The organism is Candidatus Pelagibacter ubique HIMB140, assembly GCF_025558165.1.
Lineage (GTDB): Bacteria > Pseudomonadota > Alphaproteobacteria > Pelagibacterales > Pelagibacteraceae > Pelagibacter > Pelagibacter ubique_T.
The window spans coordinates 284,964-300,421 of sequence record NZ_LAMZ01000001.1 but is presented as its reverse complement, the minus strand read 5'-3'; the positions used below and the strand labels follow the sequence as shown (position 1 = coordinate 300,421).

Sequence of the window (15,458 nt, the reverse complement as noted above, 5' to 3'; positions counted from 1 at the left end):
ATTAATCTATAATTCAATTAGAGCGGACTTAATTGTCCGCTCTAATTTTTCTAACAAAATTTTTTATGGCTGAAGAACCAACTAAACTAGATATATCAGATGAAATGATAGCCGAAAGGCGAGGTGGTTCAGGGAAGATGCCAAATGACATGCCATCATGGATGGCAAGTTCTATTGTAAATATTGATAAATTTAGCAAATGGATAGGTAACGTTGTTTGTTGGATACTGATGCCACTTATCTTTGCTATGACTTACGAAGTTTTGGCGAGAAAACTTTTTCATGCACCTACAATTTGGGCTTATGACATAAGTAGATTTTTGTATGGTGCACTATTCATGTTAGGTGCAGGTTATGCACTTTCAAAAGGTGTTCATATAAGAGCAGATTTTTTATACAGAAATTTCAAAACAAAAAACCAAGGGACGATTGATTTTTGGTTATATATTTTATTTTATTTTCCAGGACTAATAGTCTTTCTTTATATGACAATTGGTTATGTGGGTGAGTCTATTCAAAGAGGTGAAAGAGGAATGGATACTACATGGATGCCTTATATGTGGCCAATTAAAACTTGTTTAATGGTTGGTATAGTATTTTTATTAATCCAAGGTATTTCAGAATTATTAAAAAGTTATTGGGCTGCTACTAGAGGAAAATGGCCAGGAGAAGATGAATAATGTTAGCTGAATTTATAGATCCAGCATATTTAGGTTTTATTCTGGTAGGAGTAATGCTTTTTGCAATTTTCGTAGGATTTCCTATTTCATTTACACTTATATTTTTAGGTTTTGTATTTGGATATTTAGGGTTTGGAAAATTGGTTTTTTATTTAATGACGCTCCAATTTTCGATGGTCATGACCGAACAAACCCTCGCCGCCGTCCCGCTCTTTGTCTTTATGGGTATTATGATGGAGCAGGCAGGTTTGATGGAAAGATTATTCTCATCATTTCAAATGATGCTAGCAAGAGTTAGAGGAGCATTATATTACGCTGTTCTTTTTGTTTCAGTCATTTTTGCTGCAGCAACAGGAATTGTTGGTGCCTCAGTAACCATACTCGGTATTATGGCTGCAAAATCTATGAATAGATCTGGCTATGACGTTAGGCTTGCTGCAGGTACGATAACAGCTGGTGGTACTTTAGGAATTTTAATACCCCCAAGTATCATGCTAGTTGTTATGGGACCAATTATGGAAATTCCAGTTATTGATTTATTTGCGGCCGCTATAATTCCAGGAATTCTTCTAGCAAGTTTGTACGCTGGATACACAACAATAAGATGTATGATCAATCCTAAATTGGGACCTGTAATACCTGAAGAGATGAGAGCTGCTAGCATGAAAGAAGTTTGGATTGAATTCTTCTTAGGTTTAGTTCCACCTGCAGCATTAGTTTTTGCAGCATTAGGAAGCATACTTTTTGGTTTTGCAACTCCAACAGAAGCAGCTGGTTGTGGTGCAATGGGAGCTTTACTACTTTCTTTAGCATACAAAAAATTAACTTTTTCAAAACTTCAAGAAGCTCTTGTTAAAACTTTAGAGATAACAGCTTTAATTATGGTTTTAGTTGCCGCATCAAACTTTTTTGGTGCTGTTTTTGCAAGACTAGGTACTCCAACTCTATTAACTGAATTCTTGTTAGGTTTAGAAATGAACAAATATTTAATATTAGCGATTGTAATGGTTGCAATATTTTTATTGGGTTGGCCTTTAGAGTGGGTACCAATCGTAATGATTATTGTTCCAATTATTTTACCATTGATTGAAGCTCTTGGCTTTAATCTTACTTGGTTTGCAATATTAGTTGCCGTCAATCTCCAGACCGCCTGGCTGTCCCCACCAGTGGCTTTGTCTGCGTATTTCTTAAAAGGGGTGGTGCCTGAATGGGATTTAAAAGATATTTATTATGGAATGATGCAATTTATGGTGCTTCAAATAATTGGTTTGGTTTTAATTATAATATTTCCTAAAATTGCACTTTGGTTACCAACTCTCCTATATGGACAGTAGAAATTATTAGTTTAAAATAATTTTTAGTGAATCAACCTAAAGTTAAATACTCCCTATCAAATTGGGATTTAGTTTCGGTAAATCCAAACTATAAAACTTGGAATTGGAAAGACCTTTTTTGTTACTGGGGAGTTAATGTACAAAGTGTAATTGGTTTTTCTCTAATTGCCTCAATTTATATAATGTACAATCTAAACACCTTTGTGGTTTTAATAGGAACTTTATTAGGTTCATTTTTTGTTTATTTGTTTGCTAATTTTATTGGAAAACCTTCACAAAAGTTTGGATTACCTTTTGTAGTTTTGTTGAGATCTTCTTTAGGATTTAATGGAGCGAAATTTTTTGGATTAATCAGAAGCTTGGTTGGAATCTTCTTATTTGGAATTCAAACTTATTTTTTATCAAAAATTTTAACTTATCTTATTAGAATATTACTTTTCACTATCGATGAGTCATTGTTAGTACAAGATATATTTATTTTTTATTTTTTTGGTTTAAATATTATAGATTGGTCATCAATTTTAATTGTAATTATTTTTCAAACATTTTTGTTTAGTATTGGTGCTCAATATAATAAAAAAATAATAAATTTTTCAGCAATCAGTGTTTATGTAGGAATTATTGTTTTTTTCTTCCTTGTTTTTTTAAGTGATGTCAAATTAACATCAAAAGCCTTTGTAAATATTTTTAATACCAAAAACTTTTTTGATCTTAATAATTTATTACCACTTTTAACTGTAGCAGGAACTGTCTTTGCTTATTTTTCAATATTAATAATTAGTTTTGGGGACATTTCTAGGAATGTTAAAAATACTAAAGAGTTGGGTAAAGGGAATTTAAGTTTGCTTATTAATTTAATTATTTTCTCTTTTTTCTCTATATTTATTGTTGCCGGATCAGATGCACTTTTAAATCAAAAATTTTCAGACATAGACAGAATTTTTACAAATCCCACTGATATAATTGGCAAATATGACAATATTCAAATAACTACATTGGTACTATTTTTTATCGTAATTGCTTCAGCATCCACGAATTTAGTAGCCAATTATATTCCATCTCAATATTCACTAATAAATTTTGTTCCAAATAAATTATCTTTAAGGAGTGCAAGTTATATAATTTCTTTCCTCGGTTTTTTGGTAGCTATTTCTTGGCTTACAATTTTGAGTCAAATTGGCATTTTATCTTTTATAGATACATTTGGTGCATTTTTTGGTCCGTTATTTGGAGTAATAGTTGCTGACTATTATCTGATCAATAAACAAAGTTTGAGTAACAAAGATTTGTATTCAGTAGAAAAAGAAAGTAGTTACTATTATTCAAGAGGGTGGCATATCAAAGGTGTTTATTCAGTATTTCTAGGTTTTATTTTTTCAGCATCAACAATTTGGAACACAAATTTAATGTTTTTACAGTCTTATGCGTGGTTAATTGGTGCATTTGTAGCCTGGATAACGTATTACTTGTTGGCAAAAAAATAATATGAAAGCTTTAGTATATACTGGAACACAAGAATTAGTTTACAGAGACGAACCTAATCCAATTGAAGTTTCGGGAGAAAGTATTTTAAAAATCCATGCTTCAGGAATATGTGGTTCTGATATGCACGCATATCATGGACATGATGAGAGAAGAATTCCTCCGTTAATATTAGGCCATGAAGTTAGTGGTGAAGTCCAAAATGGTAAATTTAAAGGTAAAGACGTTGTTTTAAATCCTTTGATAACTTGTGGTAAATGTGAATACTGCACAAGTGGAAGAGAACATCTTTGTCCTCATAGAATTATTTTAGGCATGAATAAACCAATTGAAAGACAAGGGGTTTTTGCAGAGTTTGTCTCAACACCAGACACAAATATTTATGAAATTCCAGATGGATTAGATAAAAATGAAGCGCCAGTAGCAGAGCCAACTGCTGTTTCTCTACATGCAGTATTAATTGGTGAACAATCTTTAAAAAAACCTTTGTCTGAATGTAAAATTTTAATCCAAGGTGGTGGTGCAATAGGATTATTATGTGGTTTAATTTTATCTAAAATTAAAAATTGTAAAAATATAATTCTCTCTGATCCTAATAAATTGAGATTAAATGAGTGCTCAAAATATTTAGATGCAAAATATGTTGCACCAGACCATAACGAAATAGAAAGTAATAAATTTGATATTGTATTTGATACGGTAGGGTTAGAAATTTCAAGACAACAGGCTATTGAAGTAGTTAAGCCGGGTGGTTCAATTATACACATAGGCTTAACACAGCCAGCTGGAACCTTTAATTTTAGAAAAATGACACTTCAAGAGGTGACCGTAATAGGAACTTATTGTTATACCAATAAGGATTTTGAGCAAACTTTGTCAATATTAGCTAACAAAGAGATAGGTTCTCTAGATTGGATTGAATTTAGAGATTTAAAAAATGGTGGTGATGCCTTTAAACAAATTCATGATGGCACCTGTGTTGCACCTAAAATTATACTGATACCTTAGAATTAGAATTTAATTTTATAGCTCTAGAACTACCCATTTTGAGTTCATTAGACATAATTGGTGCAGATATCATTATTGACCAATAAATTAAAAGTAAAAAAATTGAAATTGTTTTCATATCATTAATTTAAAAATTAATTCTGATTTTTGCATGTTTAAATCTTGTCTAAATAATGTATTAAGAACTTAAATTATGAAAATATTTTTTAAACTCATCTCAATTTTTTTGATTTCAATTAGCTCAGTTGTTGCAAATGAAGTTGTAGTTTTTGAGTTTACAGAAGCAGAACTTTCAGAATTAACTGTCAGAAAAGTAAGGGGAGCAAAGAACGAGACAAAATATACTGTTGGGAAAAATGAAAATGGAAATTTCCTTAAGGCTGTAGCCGATAATGCAGCATCTGGTCTTGGCAAAGAAGTTAAAATTGATCTAAACAAGACTCCATTTATAAATATTACATGGAAAATTGAGCAAGATTTATCCGGAATTAAAGAAGATACAAAGAAAGGCCATGATTTTGCAGCGAGAGTTTTTGCTGTTAAAAAAACAGGTGCAACACCATTATCAAACAGAGCAGTTAACTATGTGTTTTCAAGCAATAGAGATGTTGGTGTTAGTTCACCAAGTCCATACACAAAAAAATCTATAGACAATGTAATGGCCACAACCAAAACTAATTTAAATGAATGGGTAACAGTTAAATCAAATGTAAAAGAAGATTTTAAGAAATTCCATGATTTAGATTTAGATGAATTAGATGGATTGGCGGTTATGGCTGATACAGATAATTCTAAAATGAAATCTATAGGCTATTTCCAGAATATTTATTTTTCAGCAAATTAATTAAAGTTTAGTATATTTTTTTAGACCCATACTCAGGAATGACAGTATGATTGCTACAATTACATCCTCTGTTGGAGTGGCATTAGGAACACCAAAGTTCCATAAAATTACTCCAATCAACCAAATTATATAAACATTCATTGTAGTTATTATATCTTAGTTTGTATAAAAATTTCTCATTATTTGATATTAATGAACAATGCATAAAACTTTTAGCCATAATGTTAAAATTTACTATGAAGATACCGACTCTGGAGGAGTAGTTTATTACGCAAATTATTTAAAATACTTTGAAAGAGCTAGAACAGAAGCATTATTAGCTATTGGTTTAAGTAATTTGAAAATTAAAGATGAGTTTAATTCTTTAATAATCGTTAAGTCATGCAATATTGAATATAAAAAATCATCATACTTAGAAGATAATTTAACAATAAAATCTTTTATTTCCTCTTTGTCAAAAACCTCCTTTGTAATGGATCAGTCAATTTACAGAGATGATTTATTAATTGTGGATGCAAAAATACATTTAGTATTTGTAAATACAATCGGAAAACCTACAAAAATTCCTGAGATAGTTTTAAATAGCTTTGAGCCTTATATTTTAAAATCTAAATAGCTGTTACTCTTTTAATTTTTTTGAAAAAATTAACTATCATTTTTTCAGATATTAATTTTGTATTTACATTTCTAGGACTTGGATGATAACAAGCGTACAATCTGATTTTATTTGATAAATCATAATATTTCCCGTGCTTAAAAGTATACTTTCCATTTAATTTATTTTTACTTTTGTAATATTTAATACAATTATCAAAAGCAACTTTACCTAAAGCAACAATTGTTTGGATTTTGCTTAAAGTTTCAATCTCATTTTGAAAATGATTTGAGCAATTTGATAATTCTTCATTTGTTGGTTTGTCACCAGGAGGAACACATTTCAGTATATTGGTTATAAAAGTTGATTTTAATTCTAATCCATCATTTAAATTTTCTGAATAAGGTAGATTAGAAATATTTGCTTTTTTTAAACAAGAAAACAAGAAATCGCTTGATTTGTCTCCAGTGAAAGGTCTTCCTGTTCTGGTTCCTCCATGTGCAGCTGGCGCCAAACCTAAAATTAATAATTTCGAATTTATCTTACCAAATCCAGGAACTGGTTTACCCCAATAAGTTTCGTTAATATTTTGTTTTCGTTTTACAGTAGATAATTTTTTAATAAAATTAATTAATCTAGGACATTTTCTACATTTAATAATTTTCTTATTAAGTTGTTTTAATTTATTATTCATCTATGAAAATTTTAAAATATTTTTTAATTATATTTATATTTTTAAGTTCTCCAATTAAAGCAGATTCAAATGAAGCTATGATTGGTCAGCTTCAAAAAGGTGGTAAATTAATATTTATTCGTCATGCATATGCACCGGGAGGAGGGGATCCTTCTAATTTTGATGTCAATAATTGTGAAACCCAAAGAAACTTAAATAACGAGGGAAGAGTACAATCAAAAAAAATTGGAAATTTTTTTAGACAAAATGGAATTTTAATAAACAAAATTTACTCTAGCGAATGGTGTAGATGCAAAGAAACTGCGGAAATAGCCTTTAAAAATTATGAAACAAAAAATTTTTTGAATTCATTTTTTAGTGTAAAATTTGCTAAAAATAGAAAACAACAAGTTATTGATTTTAATAAATTCTTAAACACGTGGGATCAAAAACAAAATATAATTTTTGTAACACATTACGTGGTAATATCTGAGCTTTTAAACTACGCACCATCATCAGGTGAGATTGTTATTTCAGATAAAAATTTAAAAGTGATTGATACTTTAGAAATAGAATATTAAATTAGCATTAATGTCTTCAAAAAGAGCTATGCGACAAGCACAAAAACAAGCATTCGCTAAACATAGATCTAATATTTCAAATAGTAGATTTGATTTTAAAAAAAAAAATTTAGATAAACTTAAGGAAAATAAAAAAAAGAAGTCTTAACTTTGATTTGCAAATTTTTCTATTTTTTTACATGTAGAAATTTTTGAAATCCCTTCGATATCGTTCATAACACTCTTAATAAATATCTCAGGCTTATTCTTTTCAATTAATATTTGAGTATAAAACTGAGGATAACCATGTTTTAAAGTAAAAATTTTACCATCCTCTTCATAAATATTTCTTACATAGGAGTTTGATTTTTTTACACTTAAATCAGTAATTCTATATTTTTGATAAGTTTTTTCTGCATAAACATAATTTCTAGTCATAATTAATTCATTAAGATTAAATATGTATTCATTTTTTAAATATTTATCTTCTTTATGATCACATTTACTTAAAATTATAATTTCTGAAAATGAATGATTTATAAATGAGAAAGAAAATAAAATGAGAGAAAAAAAAAATAATTTATTTTTTTTCATTTTTTTCAGCAAAAAATAATCCAATTAAAAAAAGTGCTGTCCACCCAATACCTAGTAATGCTTTGGGGCTAGTTTCAGCGCTCCACATATCTAGAACTAAAGCACCAAAGATTAATCCTATAATGTAAATTATAACTACAATTGTTGATTTACTCATTTTTAAGATTTTTTTTGAATAAAGATATTCCGTTATTTATTTTATGTTCATAAGACTCGTTAAAACTATCTAACTGCCAACCACTTAATCTTTTTTTGATACTTTCTAAATTATTTTGTTTCCATTCATCGGTAGTTTCTTCTTGTTTCCACTGTTTTTTTTCATCATTATTTCTTCCACAACCATAACAATAACCTGTTGAGGGATCTGTTTTGCAAATGCTAATACAAGGCGAAATAATCATAATATTTATATTTTTATATCCTTTTACACTATTATTCGGATTGGACAAATGAGTTCAATAATATATAAAGCACCTAATTTAACTGGGGCGATGGCGGAATTGGTAGACGCGCTGGTCTTAGGAACCAGTCGAGCAATCGGTGAAGGTTCGAGTCCTTTTCGCCCTACCATTAAATAATTATGAAAGTTACTGTAGAAAATAAAAAAGGTTTAAATAAAGATCTAAAAATTTTTATCGATAAAGAGACTATGAACTCTTATATGGATGAAAAATATGAAGAGATTAAAGGAACAGTAAATTTAAAAGGTTTTAGACCAGGAAAAGTACCAAAAGAAATTTTAAAAAGACAATTCGGCAAAGCTGTATTTGGTGAAGTATTAGACAAAGTTTTAAAAGATACATCCACAAAAGCATTGGAAGAAAACAAAATTAAACCAGCGGGTCAGCCAAAGTTAGATTTAAAAACATATGGTGAAGATAAAGAATTAGAATATGTTTTATCAGTTACAGAGTTACCTAAAGTAGAGATTAAGTCATTAGAAAACATTAAATTTGATGAATACACTGTTAAAATTGATGATAGTGAGACAGATAAAAGAATAAAAGAAATTGCTAAGAACCAACCAAATTTCAAGGAAGGTGCTGCAGATACAAAAGCAAAAGAAGGTGATCTAGTTGCATTAGATTATAAAGCAACAATTGACGGAAAAGAATTTAAAGGAAGTGAAGGAAAAAATACACAGCTTACATTAGGTAAAGATTTATTTTTGAAAGGTTTCGATAAGCAACTAATTGGTGTTAAAAAAGATGATGAGAAAGTTGTTGAAGCAACACTGCCAGAGAATTACCCTGAAAAAGAATTAGTTAATAAAAAAGCTAAATTTAATTGTAAAATTTTATCAGTCAAACAAGCACAAGAAGTGAAAATAGATGATGATTTTGCAAAAAATTTAGGAGCTAAAGATCTGAAAGATCTTAAAGCTTTAATTTCAAAACAAATAAATGATGAATATAAAAATTCTTTAGATCAACTTTCAAAAAATCAAATTTTAAAAGAAATTGAAAAAATTAAAGTTGAAGAAGTTCCAGGAAACTTAGTAGAGGAAGAAGTTAAAATTCTTTCACAAGGTATGTCTGAAGATGAGGCTAAAAAGAATAAAAAATCTTTTGAGGAAAAAGCAAAAACAAGAATTAAGACGGGATTAATCTTAAATGAATTTGGTGAAAAAAATCAAATCAAAGTTAGTGAACAAGAAATTCAAGCTGAAGTTCAAAAGCAATTAAGAATGATGCCGGGCCAAGAGAAAATGGTTATGGATTTTTATCAAAAAAACCCATCTGCTTTGGCCAGTCTAAGAGGTACAGTCTACGAAGAGAAAATTTTAAATCTTATAAAAGAAAAAGGTAAACCAAATAAAAAAGAAATTTCAAAAGATGAGGCGGAAAAAATCTTAAAAGAAGCTCATAAATATGATCACGATCACGATCATGATCATGATCATGACCATGATCATTCACATCATAACGAAGCTAAGAAAGAAACAAAAAAGAAACCAGAAGCAAAAACTGCAGAGAAAAAAAAGCCTTCTACAAAAACATCAAAAGCAAAACCAGCCGCTAAAAAAACAAAAAAAGTTAGCAAAAAGTAATCACAAGTTGTATAAGTAGAACGAATCAACTTATGACAACAAAATTATCAGAACACATGAGCAATCTAGTGCCGATGGTTGTAGAGCAATCAAGCAAAGGTGAGAGAGCTTATGATATTTATTCAAGACTTTTAAAGGAAAGAATTATATTTTTAACGGGTCAGATAAATGACAATATTGCATCCTTAGTAACAGCTCAGTTATTATTTTTAGAAGCTGAAGATCCTAAAAAAGAAATTTATTTATACATCAATAGTCCTGGTGGACTGGTTACAGCTGGTCTTGGAATTTACGACACCATGCAATATGTAAAACCCGATATTTCAACTTTATGTATTGGACAAGCTGCATCAATGGGATCATTTTTGTTGGCTGCAGGAACTAAAGGTAAGAGATTTTCTTTACCCAACTCAAGAATAATGGTTCATCAACCTTCAGCAGGTTTTCAAGGACAAGCTACAGATATAGAAATTCATGCTAATGAAGTCTTGTCATTAAAGAAAAGATTAAATGAAATTTATTCAAAACATACAGGTAAAACTGTTGATGAAATAAAATCTGCTTTAGAAAGAGATAATTTCATGACTGCTGATGTCGCAAAATCATTTGGTCTTATTGACGAAGTAGTAGAAAAAAGATCATAATACACAATATATTGATAACTTACTAATCCAAACTTGATTAGTATAAGTCATCTATAATAAAGTAATGAAATTGATTCGTTTAAAAAATTATGAGTACAAATAATAAAAATATTCTTTACTGTTCTTTTTGTGGAAAGAGCCAACACGAGGTTAGAAAATTAATTGCAGGTCCAACTGTATTTATTTGTGATGAATGTGTTGAGCTTTGTATGGATATTATAAAAGAGGAAAGCAAAGATACTTTTGTTAAACACCAAGACGGTCTTCCTTCACCAAAAGAAATTTGTACAGTACTTGATGATTATGTGATTGGTCAAGCACATGCCAAGAAAGTTTTATCGGTAGCTGTACACAATCATTACAAAAGACTAAATTATGAAAACAAAAATAGCAAGAATGTAGAATTATCTAAATCAAATATTTTGCTAGTTGGTCCTACTGGTTGTGGTAAAACTTTATTAGCACAAACTCTTGCTAGAATTTTAGATGTTCCATTTACAATGGCAGATGCAACAACATTGACTGAAGCAGGATATGTTGGTGAAGATGTTGAAAATATTATTTTAAAATTACTTCAGGCTTCAGATTACAATGTTGAAAAAGCTCAACGAGGAATAGTGTATATCGATGAAGTTGATAAGATTAGTAGAAAATCTGAGAACCCATCCATTACAAGAGATGTATCTGGAGAAGGAGTTCAGCAAGCTTTACTAAAAATAATGGAAGGAACTGTCGCAAGTGTTCCACCTCAAGGAGGCAGAAAACATCCTCAACAAGAATTTTTACAAGTAGACACAACAAATATTCTTTTTATTTGTGGAGGTGCTTTTGCTGGATTAGACAAGATTATTTCTCAAAGAGACAAAGGTACTTCAATTGGTTTTGGAGCAGATGTAAAAAACACTCAAGACAAGAAAACAGGAGAGTGGATGAAAGGACTAGAACCTGAGGATTTATTAAAATTTGGATTGATACCAGAGTTTATTGGAAGACTACCAATGATAGCAACTCTTGAGGATCTAGATGAAAAATCATTGATCAAAATTTTACAAGAACCTAAAAATTCTCTAACTAAACAGTATCAAGAACTATTTAAGTTGGATGGAGCGAAATTAACATTTAAAGAAAATGCTCTTAAAGAAATAGCTCAAAAAGCAATTAGTAAAAAAACAGGAGCAAGAGGATTGAGATCAATATTAGAAAATATTTTATTAAAAACTATGTATGATCTCCCAAGTCAAGATAACATTGAAGAAGTAATTGTTGATGCAGGAGCTGCAAAAGGTCAATCACAACCAATTTTAGTTCATTCTAAAGGCGAAAATAAATCTAAGTCTGGCAAAACATCAGCGGCTTAATATCCTTAATAAGTAACAAAAACCTATTGCAATATAATATATAATATCCATATTAATCCTATGGACGTTAAAATATCATTGCCGTTATTACCTTTAAGAGACATTGTAGTCTTCCCAAGCATGGTAATACCTCTGTTTGTAGGAAGAGATAAATCTATTTCTGCACTAAATGAGGTGATGAAAAAAGATAAGAAGATCATTCTTGTAACACAAAAAAACTCAGAGATTGATGATCCCAAGAAAACAGACGTATTTATGTATGGTTGTGAGGGAAGCATCCTGCAATTATTAAAATTACCAGATGGAACTGTAAAAGTTTTAGTAGAAGGAATTAAAAGAGTTAAAATTTTAGACTTTAAAGATAACGAGAAGTTTATTACATGTGACTATACATATTTCAATGACATCTTACCAAAAGATGAGGATTTATTTCCTTTAGCAGCTACTGCTTTAAGAAGATTAGAAAAGTTAACTTCAATAAATAAGAAAATTTCAAACGAAACAATAAATACAATTAAGCAGTTAAAAGATCCTTCCCAAATAGCTGATAATATTGCTTCACATATCACAGCTACAATTTCAGAAAAACAACAAATTTTTGAAACCGTTGATGTTAAGAAGAGACTAAATGCCATAATTAAAATTATGGAAAATGAAACAAGTATAATCGGAGTAGAGAAAAGAATTCGAGGAAGAGTTAAAACTCAAATGGAGAAAACCCAGAGAGAATATTACTTAAATGAACAACTTAAAGCTATTCAAAAAGAACTTGGTGAGATTGAAGACGGTAAAGACGAAACTACTAGTTTAAATAAAGCTATCACAAAAGCAAAAATGCCAAAAGAAGTTGAAAAAAAGTGTCTTCAGGAACTTAAAAAATTGAAGAATATGAGCCCAATGTCAGCTGAAGCTACTGTAGTTAGAAACTACCTTGATTGGATGACGGAACTACCTTGGCACAAAAAAAGTGAAGTTGATATCGATTTAACTAAGGCATTAAATATTCTTGATAAAGATCATTTTGGTCTAGAGAAAGTTAAAGAAAGAATAATAGAATTTTTAGCTGTTCAAAAAAGAATGGAAAAAATTAAAGGCCCAATATTATGTTTGGTTGGTCCCCCTGGTGTTGGTAAAACATCTTTAGGTAAATCTATTGCAAAAGCAACTAACAGAGAATTTGTTAGAATGTCTGTGGGTGGAATGAGAGATGAAGCGGAAATACGAGGTCATAGAAGAACTTATATTGGATCATTACCAGGTAAAATAATTCAAATGATGAAAAAAGCTGGAACTAAAAATCCTCTGATTTTACTTGATGAGATAGATAAAATTGGAAATGATTATAGAGGTGATCCATCATCAGCACTATTAGAAGCGTTAGACCCAGAACAAAATACAACTTTTAACGATCACTATCTAGAAGTTGATTATGATTTATCTGATGTAATGTTTGTAACAACAGCAAATACTTTAAATATATTGCCTCCATTATTAGACAGAATGGAAGTAATAAGATTAGCTGGTTATACAGAGGATGAAAAAATTAGTATAGCAAATAAATATCTACTTCCCAAACAAATTAAAGATAATGGTGTTAAAGAAAAAGAAATGAGATTGGAAGATGATATCATAAAAGAAGTAATTAGAGGATACACAAAAGAGTCAGGAGTTCGAAATTTAGAAAGAGAAATTTCTAAACTTGCTAGAAAAGTTGTTAAAAAAATTGTAGCTGGTGAAGAAAAAGAAGTTCAAATTAATAATAAAAATTTATCTGATTTTCTTGGTGTAGCTAAATTTAAATTTGGTGAATTAGAATCTGAAAATAGGGTAGGTATTGTAACTGGACTTGCTTGGACTGAGTATGGTGGTGAAATTTTAAAAATTGAAACAGTAACCATGCCTGGAAAAGGAAGAATGCAAATTACTGGTAAGTTAGGTGATGTGATGCAAGAATCTGTAAAAGCTGCAAAATCTTTTGTTAGATCAAAATGTCTGGAGTATGGAATCATTCCACCTCTATTTGAGAAAAAAGATTTTCACATTCACGTACCAGAAGGAGCAACACCAAAAGATGGTCCATCTGCAGGAATAGGAATGGTTACTTCAATTGTTTCGTCGATTACAAATATACCTGTGAGAAGAGATGTTGCGATGACTGGTGAGGTAACATTAACAGGTCAAGTATTACCAATAGGCGGCCTTAAAGAAAAATTATTAGCTGCTCATAGAGCTGGAATTAAAGAAGTTTTGATTCCAAAAGAAAATGAAAAAGATTTAGTCGATATGCCTAAGAAAATTATAGATGATATTAAAATTACGCCAGTTGAATATGCTGATCAAGTAATTAAGATTGCATTAACTAAAGAACTTAAACCAACGGAATGGGTTGAGGTTGATTTGGCTAAAAAAGACGATAAATCTCAAGCTAGTATTCAATAATAATTAATTTACTTTATTTAAGTGTTGATGTAATAAGTAGCTCAGTTTTGGGGCGGTTAGCTCAGTTGGTAGAGCATCTCGTTTACACCGAGGGGGTCAAAGGTTCGAGTCCTTTACTGCCCACCAAACAAATTAAGTGGGGGTGTAGCTCAGTTGGTTAGAGCGATCGCCTGTCACGCGATAGGTCGAGGGTTCGAGTCCCTTCACTCCCGCCACTTTTCCCCAATAAACTGTCTGTTAATATTAATAAATGTGACTTATCTTCCCTTCAACATCAGATAAAAACTGATATATAGATTTTCATGTTATCTGAATTTTTAAAAGATTACCTACCGATTATTCTATTTTTAGTTATTGCTCTTGGTTTAAGTATTGCTTTTGTGGTGTTAAATTTTTTACTTTCTCCAAAAAAACCTGATCCAGAAAAGTTATCTGCATACGAATGTGGTTTCGAACCATTTCAAGACTCTAGAATGGAGTTCGATGTAAGATTTTATTTAGTTGCAATTCTATTTATCATATTTGATCTTGAAATTGCCTTTCTATTTCCATGGGCAATATCATTAGGAAACATTGGTCTATTAGGTTTTTCATCAATGATGATTTTTCTATTCATACTAACAGTTGGTTTTATTTATGAATGGAAAAAAGGCGCTCTAGATTGGGAATAAAATTAATTTAATGAACGATAAAATAGAACAAGTTCCTGAAGAGTTTAAACAACTTGCTAAAGATTTTAGTAAAAATGGTTTTATAACTACATCACTAGATAACTTAATTAATTGGTCTAGATCTGGCTCTTTGCATTGGATGACTTTTGGTCTTGCATGCTGTGCTGTTGAAATGATGCAAACAGCAATGCCTAGATATGACTTAGAAAGGTTTGGAGCTGCTCCTCGTGGATCACCAAGACAATCAGATGTAATGATTGTTGCTGGAACTTTGACAAATAAAATGGCACCAGCTTTAAGAAAAGTTTACGATCAAATGCCAGAACCTAGATATGTAATTTCTATGGGTAGCTGTGCTAATGGTGGAGGTTATTATCATTATTCTTATTCAGTTGTAAGAGGGTGTGATCGTATAGTTCCAGTTGATGTATATGTTCCAGGATGCCCTCCTTCTGCAGAGGCGTTATTATACGGAATTTTGCAATTACAAAAAAAAATTAGAAAAAAAGGATCTTTTATAAGATAG

Annotated in this window: 20 protein-coding genes and 3 tRNA genes; 17 read left to right on the top strand and 6 right to left on the bottom strand. The window is 30.3% G+C overall.

All coding sequences use genetic code 11. From position 1 onward, the window contains the following. Positions 1-65: 65 nt before the first annotated feature. The 4 genes from VP90_RS01750 to VP90_RS01735 are packed head-to-tail and all read left to right on the top strand — an operon-like array spanning position 66 to position 4,504. Entirely contained in the window at positions 66-680 is a 615-nt protein-coding gene (locus VP90_RS01750) for a TRAP transporter small permease subunit (protein ID WP_262589326.1), read from the top strand. Next, a complete protein-coding gene (locus VP90_RS01745) occupies positions 680-2,014 on the top strand; it encodes a TRAP transporter large permease (RefSeq protein ID WP_262589325.1) in 1,335 nt (444 codons plus the stop codon). The genes VP90_RS01750 and VP90_RS01745 overlap by 1 nt, the downstream gene beginning before the upstream one ends. A gap of 26 nt (positions 2,015-2,040) precedes the next feature. Beyond that, a complete protein-coding gene (locus VP90_RS01740) occupies positions 2,041-3,498 on the top strand; it encodes a cytosine permease (RefSeq protein WP_262589324.1) in 1,458 nt (485 codons plus the stop codon). A gap of 1 nt (position 3,499) precedes the next feature. Beyond that, positions 3,500-4,504 carry an alcohol dehydrogenase catalytic domain-containing protein gene (locus VP90_RS01735; protein ID WP_262589323.1) on the top strand — a complete coding sequence of 335 codons (1,005 nt, stop codon included), beginning with the start codon at positions 3,500-3,502 and terminating at the stop codon, positions 4,502-4,504. Here VP90_RS01735 and VP90_RS01730 read toward each other — a convergent pair. Continuing rightward, on the bottom strand, positions 4,488-4,622 hold the full coding sequence (locus tag VP90_RS01730) for a hypothetical protein (protein WP_262589322.1): 135 nt from the start codon (positions 4,620-4,622) through the stop codon (positions 4,488-4,490). The genes VP90_RS01735 and VP90_RS01730 overlap by 17 nt on opposite strands. Positions 4,623-4,697: 75 nt before the next feature. On the opposite strand from VP90_RS01730, the gene VP90_RS01725 reads away from it, so the two are divergent. Next, complete coding sequence (locus VP90_RS01725) at positions 4,698-5,348, top strand: DUF3047 domain-containing protein (protein ID WP_262589321.1); 651 nt, start codon at positions 4,698-4,700, stop codon at positions 5,346-5,348. Here VP90_RS01725 and VP90_RS01720 read toward each other — a convergent pair whose 3' ends face one another. Beyond that, entirely contained in the window at positions 5,349-5,489 is a 141-nt protein-coding gene (locus tag VP90_RS01720; protein ID WP_262589320.1) for a hypothetical protein, read from the bottom strand. 58 nt (positions 5,490-5,547) lie between these two features. On the opposite strand from VP90_RS01720, the gene VP90_RS01715 reads away from it, so the two are divergent. Continuing rightward, entirely contained in the window at positions 5,548-5,964 is a 417-nt protein-coding gene (locus VP90_RS01715) for a YbgC/FadM family acyl-CoA thioesterase (RefSeq protein ID WP_262589319.1), read from the top strand. Here the strand turns inward: VP90_RS01715 and VP90_RS01710 are convergent. Continuing rightward, complete coding sequence (locus VP90_RS01710; RefSeq protein WP_262589318.1) at positions 5,957-6,637, bottom strand: uracil-DNA glycosylase; 681 nt, start codon at positions 6,635-6,637, stop codon at positions 5,957-5,959. The two genes, VP90_RS01715 and VP90_RS01710, sit on opposite strands and share 8 nt — an antisense overlap. A gap of 2 nt (positions 6,638-6,639) precedes the next feature. Here VP90_RS01710 and VP90_RS01705 point away from each other — a divergent pair, with 2 nt between their 5' ends. Both VP90_RS01705 and VP90_RS01700 read left to right on the top strand, forming a co-directional pair. Further along, positions 6,640-7,197, top strand: coding sequence for a histidine phosphatase family protein (locus tag VP90_RS01705; protein ID WP_262589317.1), 558 nt, complete (start codon positions 6,640-6,642; stop codon positions 7,195-7,197). A 10-nt stretch (positions 7,198-7,207) separates the two neighbouring features. Next, positions 7,208-7,345: a hypothetical protein gene (locus tag VP90_RS01700; RefSeq protein WP_262589316.1), complete on the top strand. Its 138-nt coding sequence runs from the start codon at positions 7,208-7,210 to the stop codon at positions 7,343-7,345. On the opposite strand, the gene VP90_RS01695 is transcribed toward VP90_RS01700, so the two are convergent. Genes VP90_RS01695 through VP90_RS01685 form a run of 3 tightly spaced genes read right to left on the bottom strand, consistent with a single transcriptional unit; the run spans position 7,342 to position 8,171 of the window. Further along, positions 7,342-7,770, bottom strand: a complete 429-nt coding sequence (locus VP90_RS01695) for a hypothetical protein (protein ID WP_075506629.1) — start codon at positions 7,768-7,770, stop codon at positions 7,342-7,344. The genes VP90_RS01700 and VP90_RS01695 overlap by 4 nt on opposite strands. Further along, positions 7,757-7,927 carry a hypothetical protein gene (locus VP90_RS01690; RefSeq protein ID WP_179850442.1) on the bottom strand — a complete coding sequence of 57 codons (171 nt, stop codon included), beginning with the start codon at positions 7,925-7,927 and terminating at the stop codon, positions 7,757-7,759. Before VP90_RS01690 ends, VP90_RS01695 begins: the two co-directional genes overlap by 14 nt. Next, positions 7,920-8,171 (bottom strand): DUF1289 domain-containing protein, encoded by a 252-nt coding sequence (locus VP90_RS01685; protein WP_262589315.1) that lies wholly within the window; start codon positions 8,169-8,171, stop codon positions 7,920-7,922. The genes VP90_RS01690 and VP90_RS01685 overlap by 8 nt, the downstream gene beginning before the upstream one ends. Positions 8,172-8,255: 84 nt before the next feature. Here VP90_RS01685 and VP90_RS01680 point away from each other — a divergent pair. The 9 genes from VP90_RS01680 (at position 8,256) to VP90_RS01640 (ending at position 15,458) form a co-directional block, all read left to right on the top strand. Beyond that, positions 8,256-8,340, top strand: a tRNA-Leu gene (locus tag VP90_RS01680). A gap of 10 nt (positions 8,341-8,350) precedes the next feature. After that, positions 8,351-9,820, top strand: coding sequence for a trigger factor (tig, locus tag VP90_RS01675; RefSeq protein WP_262589314.1), 1,470 nt, complete (start codon positions 8,351-8,353; stop codon positions 9,818-9,820). 32 nt (positions 9,821-9,852) lie between these two features. Beyond that, a complete protein-coding gene (clpP, locus tag VP90_RS01670) occupies positions 9,853-10,464 on the top strand; it encodes an ATP-dependent Clp endopeptidase proteolytic subunit ClpP (protein ID WP_262589313.1) in 612 nt (203 codons plus the stop codon). An 89-nt stretch (positions 10,465-10,553) separates the two neighbouring features. Then, positions 10,554-11,822 (top strand): ATP-dependent Clp protease ATP-binding subunit ClpX, encoded by a 1,269-nt coding sequence (gene clpX, locus VP90_RS01665; protein ID WP_262589312.1) that lies wholly within the window; start codon positions 10,554-10,556, stop codon positions 11,820-11,822. Between the two features lie 60 nt (positions 11,823-11,882). Further along, complete coding sequence (gene lon, locus VP90_RS01660; protein WP_262589311.1) at positions 11,883-14,261, top strand: endopeptidase La; 2,379 nt, start codon at positions 11,883-11,885, stop codon at positions 14,259-14,261. 50 nt (positions 14,262-14,311) lie between these two features. Continuing rightward, positions 14,312-14,387: transfer RNA gene (locus VP90_RS01655), tRNA-Val, on the top strand. 12 nt (positions 14,388-14,399) lie between these two features. Continuing rightward, a tRNA-Asp gene (locus VP90_RS01650) sits at positions 14,400-14,476 on the top strand. Positions 14,477-14,563: 87 nt separating this feature from the next. Beyond that, positions 14,564-14,932: an NADH-quinone oxidoreductase subunit A gene (locus VP90_RS01645; protein WP_262589310.1), complete on the top strand. Its 369-nt coding sequence runs from the start codon at positions 14,564-14,566 to the stop codon at positions 14,930-14,932. Positions 14,933-14,942: 10 nt separating this feature from the next. Next, complete coding sequence (locus VP90_RS01640) at positions 14,943-15,458, top strand: NuoB/complex I 20 kDa subunit family protein (RefSeq protein ID WP_425321967.1); 516 nt, start codon at positions 14,943-14,945, stop codon at positions 15,456-15,458.

Excerpts from the sequence above, each read along its gene's own strand:
- VP90_RS01750 (WP_262589326.1), top strand. The coding sequence starts at position 66 with ATGGCTGAAGAACCAACTAAACTAGATATATCAGATGAAATGATAGCC.
- VP90_RS01745 (WP_262589325.1), top strand. The coding sequence starts at position 680 with ATGTTAGCTGAATTTATAGATCCAGCATATTTAGGTTTTATTCTGGTA.
- VP90_RS01735 (WP_262589323.1), top strand. The coding sequence starts at position 3,500 with ATGAAAGCTTTAGTATATACTGGAACACAAGAATTAGTTTACAGAGAC.
- VP90_RS01730 (WP_262589322.1), bottom strand. The coding sequence starts at position 4,622 with ATGAAAACAATTTCAATTTTTTTACTTTTAATTTATTGGTCAATAATG.
- VP90_RS01725 (WP_262589321.1), top strand. The coding sequence starts at position 4,698 with ATGAAAATATTTTTTAAACTCATCTCAATTTTTTTGATTTCAATTAGC.
- VP90_RS01720 (WP_262589320.1), bottom strand. The coding sequence starts at position 5,489 with ATGAATGTTTATATAATTTGGTTGATTGGAGTAATTTTATGGAACTTT.
- VP90_RS01715 (WP_262589319.1), top strand. The coding sequence starts at position 5,548 with ATGCATAAAACTTTTAGCCATAATGTTAAAATTTACTATGAAGATACC.
- VP90_RS01710 (WP_262589318.1), bottom strand. The coding sequence starts at position 6,637 with ATGAATAATAAATTAAAACAACTTAATAAGAAAATTATTAAATGTAGA.
- VP90_RS01705 (WP_262589317.1), top strand. The coding sequence starts at position 6,640 with ATGAAAATTTTAAAATATTTTTTAATTATATTTATATTTTTAAGTTCT.
- VP90_RS01700 (WP_262589316.1), top strand. The coding sequence starts at position 7,208 with ATGTCTTCAAAAAGAGCTATGCGACAAGCACAAAAACAAGCATTCGCT.
- VP90_RS01695 (WP_075506629.1), bottom strand. The coding sequence starts at position 7,770 with ATGAAAAAAAATAAATTATTTTTTTTTTCTCTCATTTTATTTTCTTTC.
- VP90_RS01690 (WP_179850442.1), bottom strand. The coding sequence starts at position 7,927 with ATGAGTAAATCAACAATTGTAGTTATAATTTACATTATAGGATTAATC.
- VP90_RS01685 (WP_262589315.1), bottom strand. The coding sequence starts at position 8,171 with ATGATTATTTCGCCTTGTATTAGCATTTGCAAAACAGATCCCTCAACA.
- tig (WP_262589314.1), top strand. The coding sequence starts at position 8,351 with ATGAAAGTTACTGTAGAAAATAAAAAAGGTTTAAATAAAGATCTAAAA.
- clpP (WP_262589313.1), top strand. The coding sequence starts at position 9,853 with ATGACAACAAAATTATCAGAACACATGAGCAATCTAGTGCCGATGGTT.
- clpX (WP_262589312.1), top strand. The coding sequence starts at position 10,554 with ATGAGTACAAATAATAAAAATATTCTTTACTGTTCTTTTTGTGGAAAG.
- lon (WP_262589311.1), top strand. The coding sequence starts at position 11,883 with ATGGACGTTAAAATATCATTGCCGTTATTACCTTTAAGAGACATTGTA.
- VP90_RS01645 (WP_262589310.1), top strand. The coding sequence starts at position 14,564 with ATGTTATCTGAATTTTTAAAAGATTACCTACCGATTATTCTATTTTTA.
- VP90_RS01640 (WP_425321967.1), top strand. The coding sequence starts at position 14,943 with ATGAACGATAAAATAGAACAAGTTCCTGAAGAGTTTAAACAACTTGCT.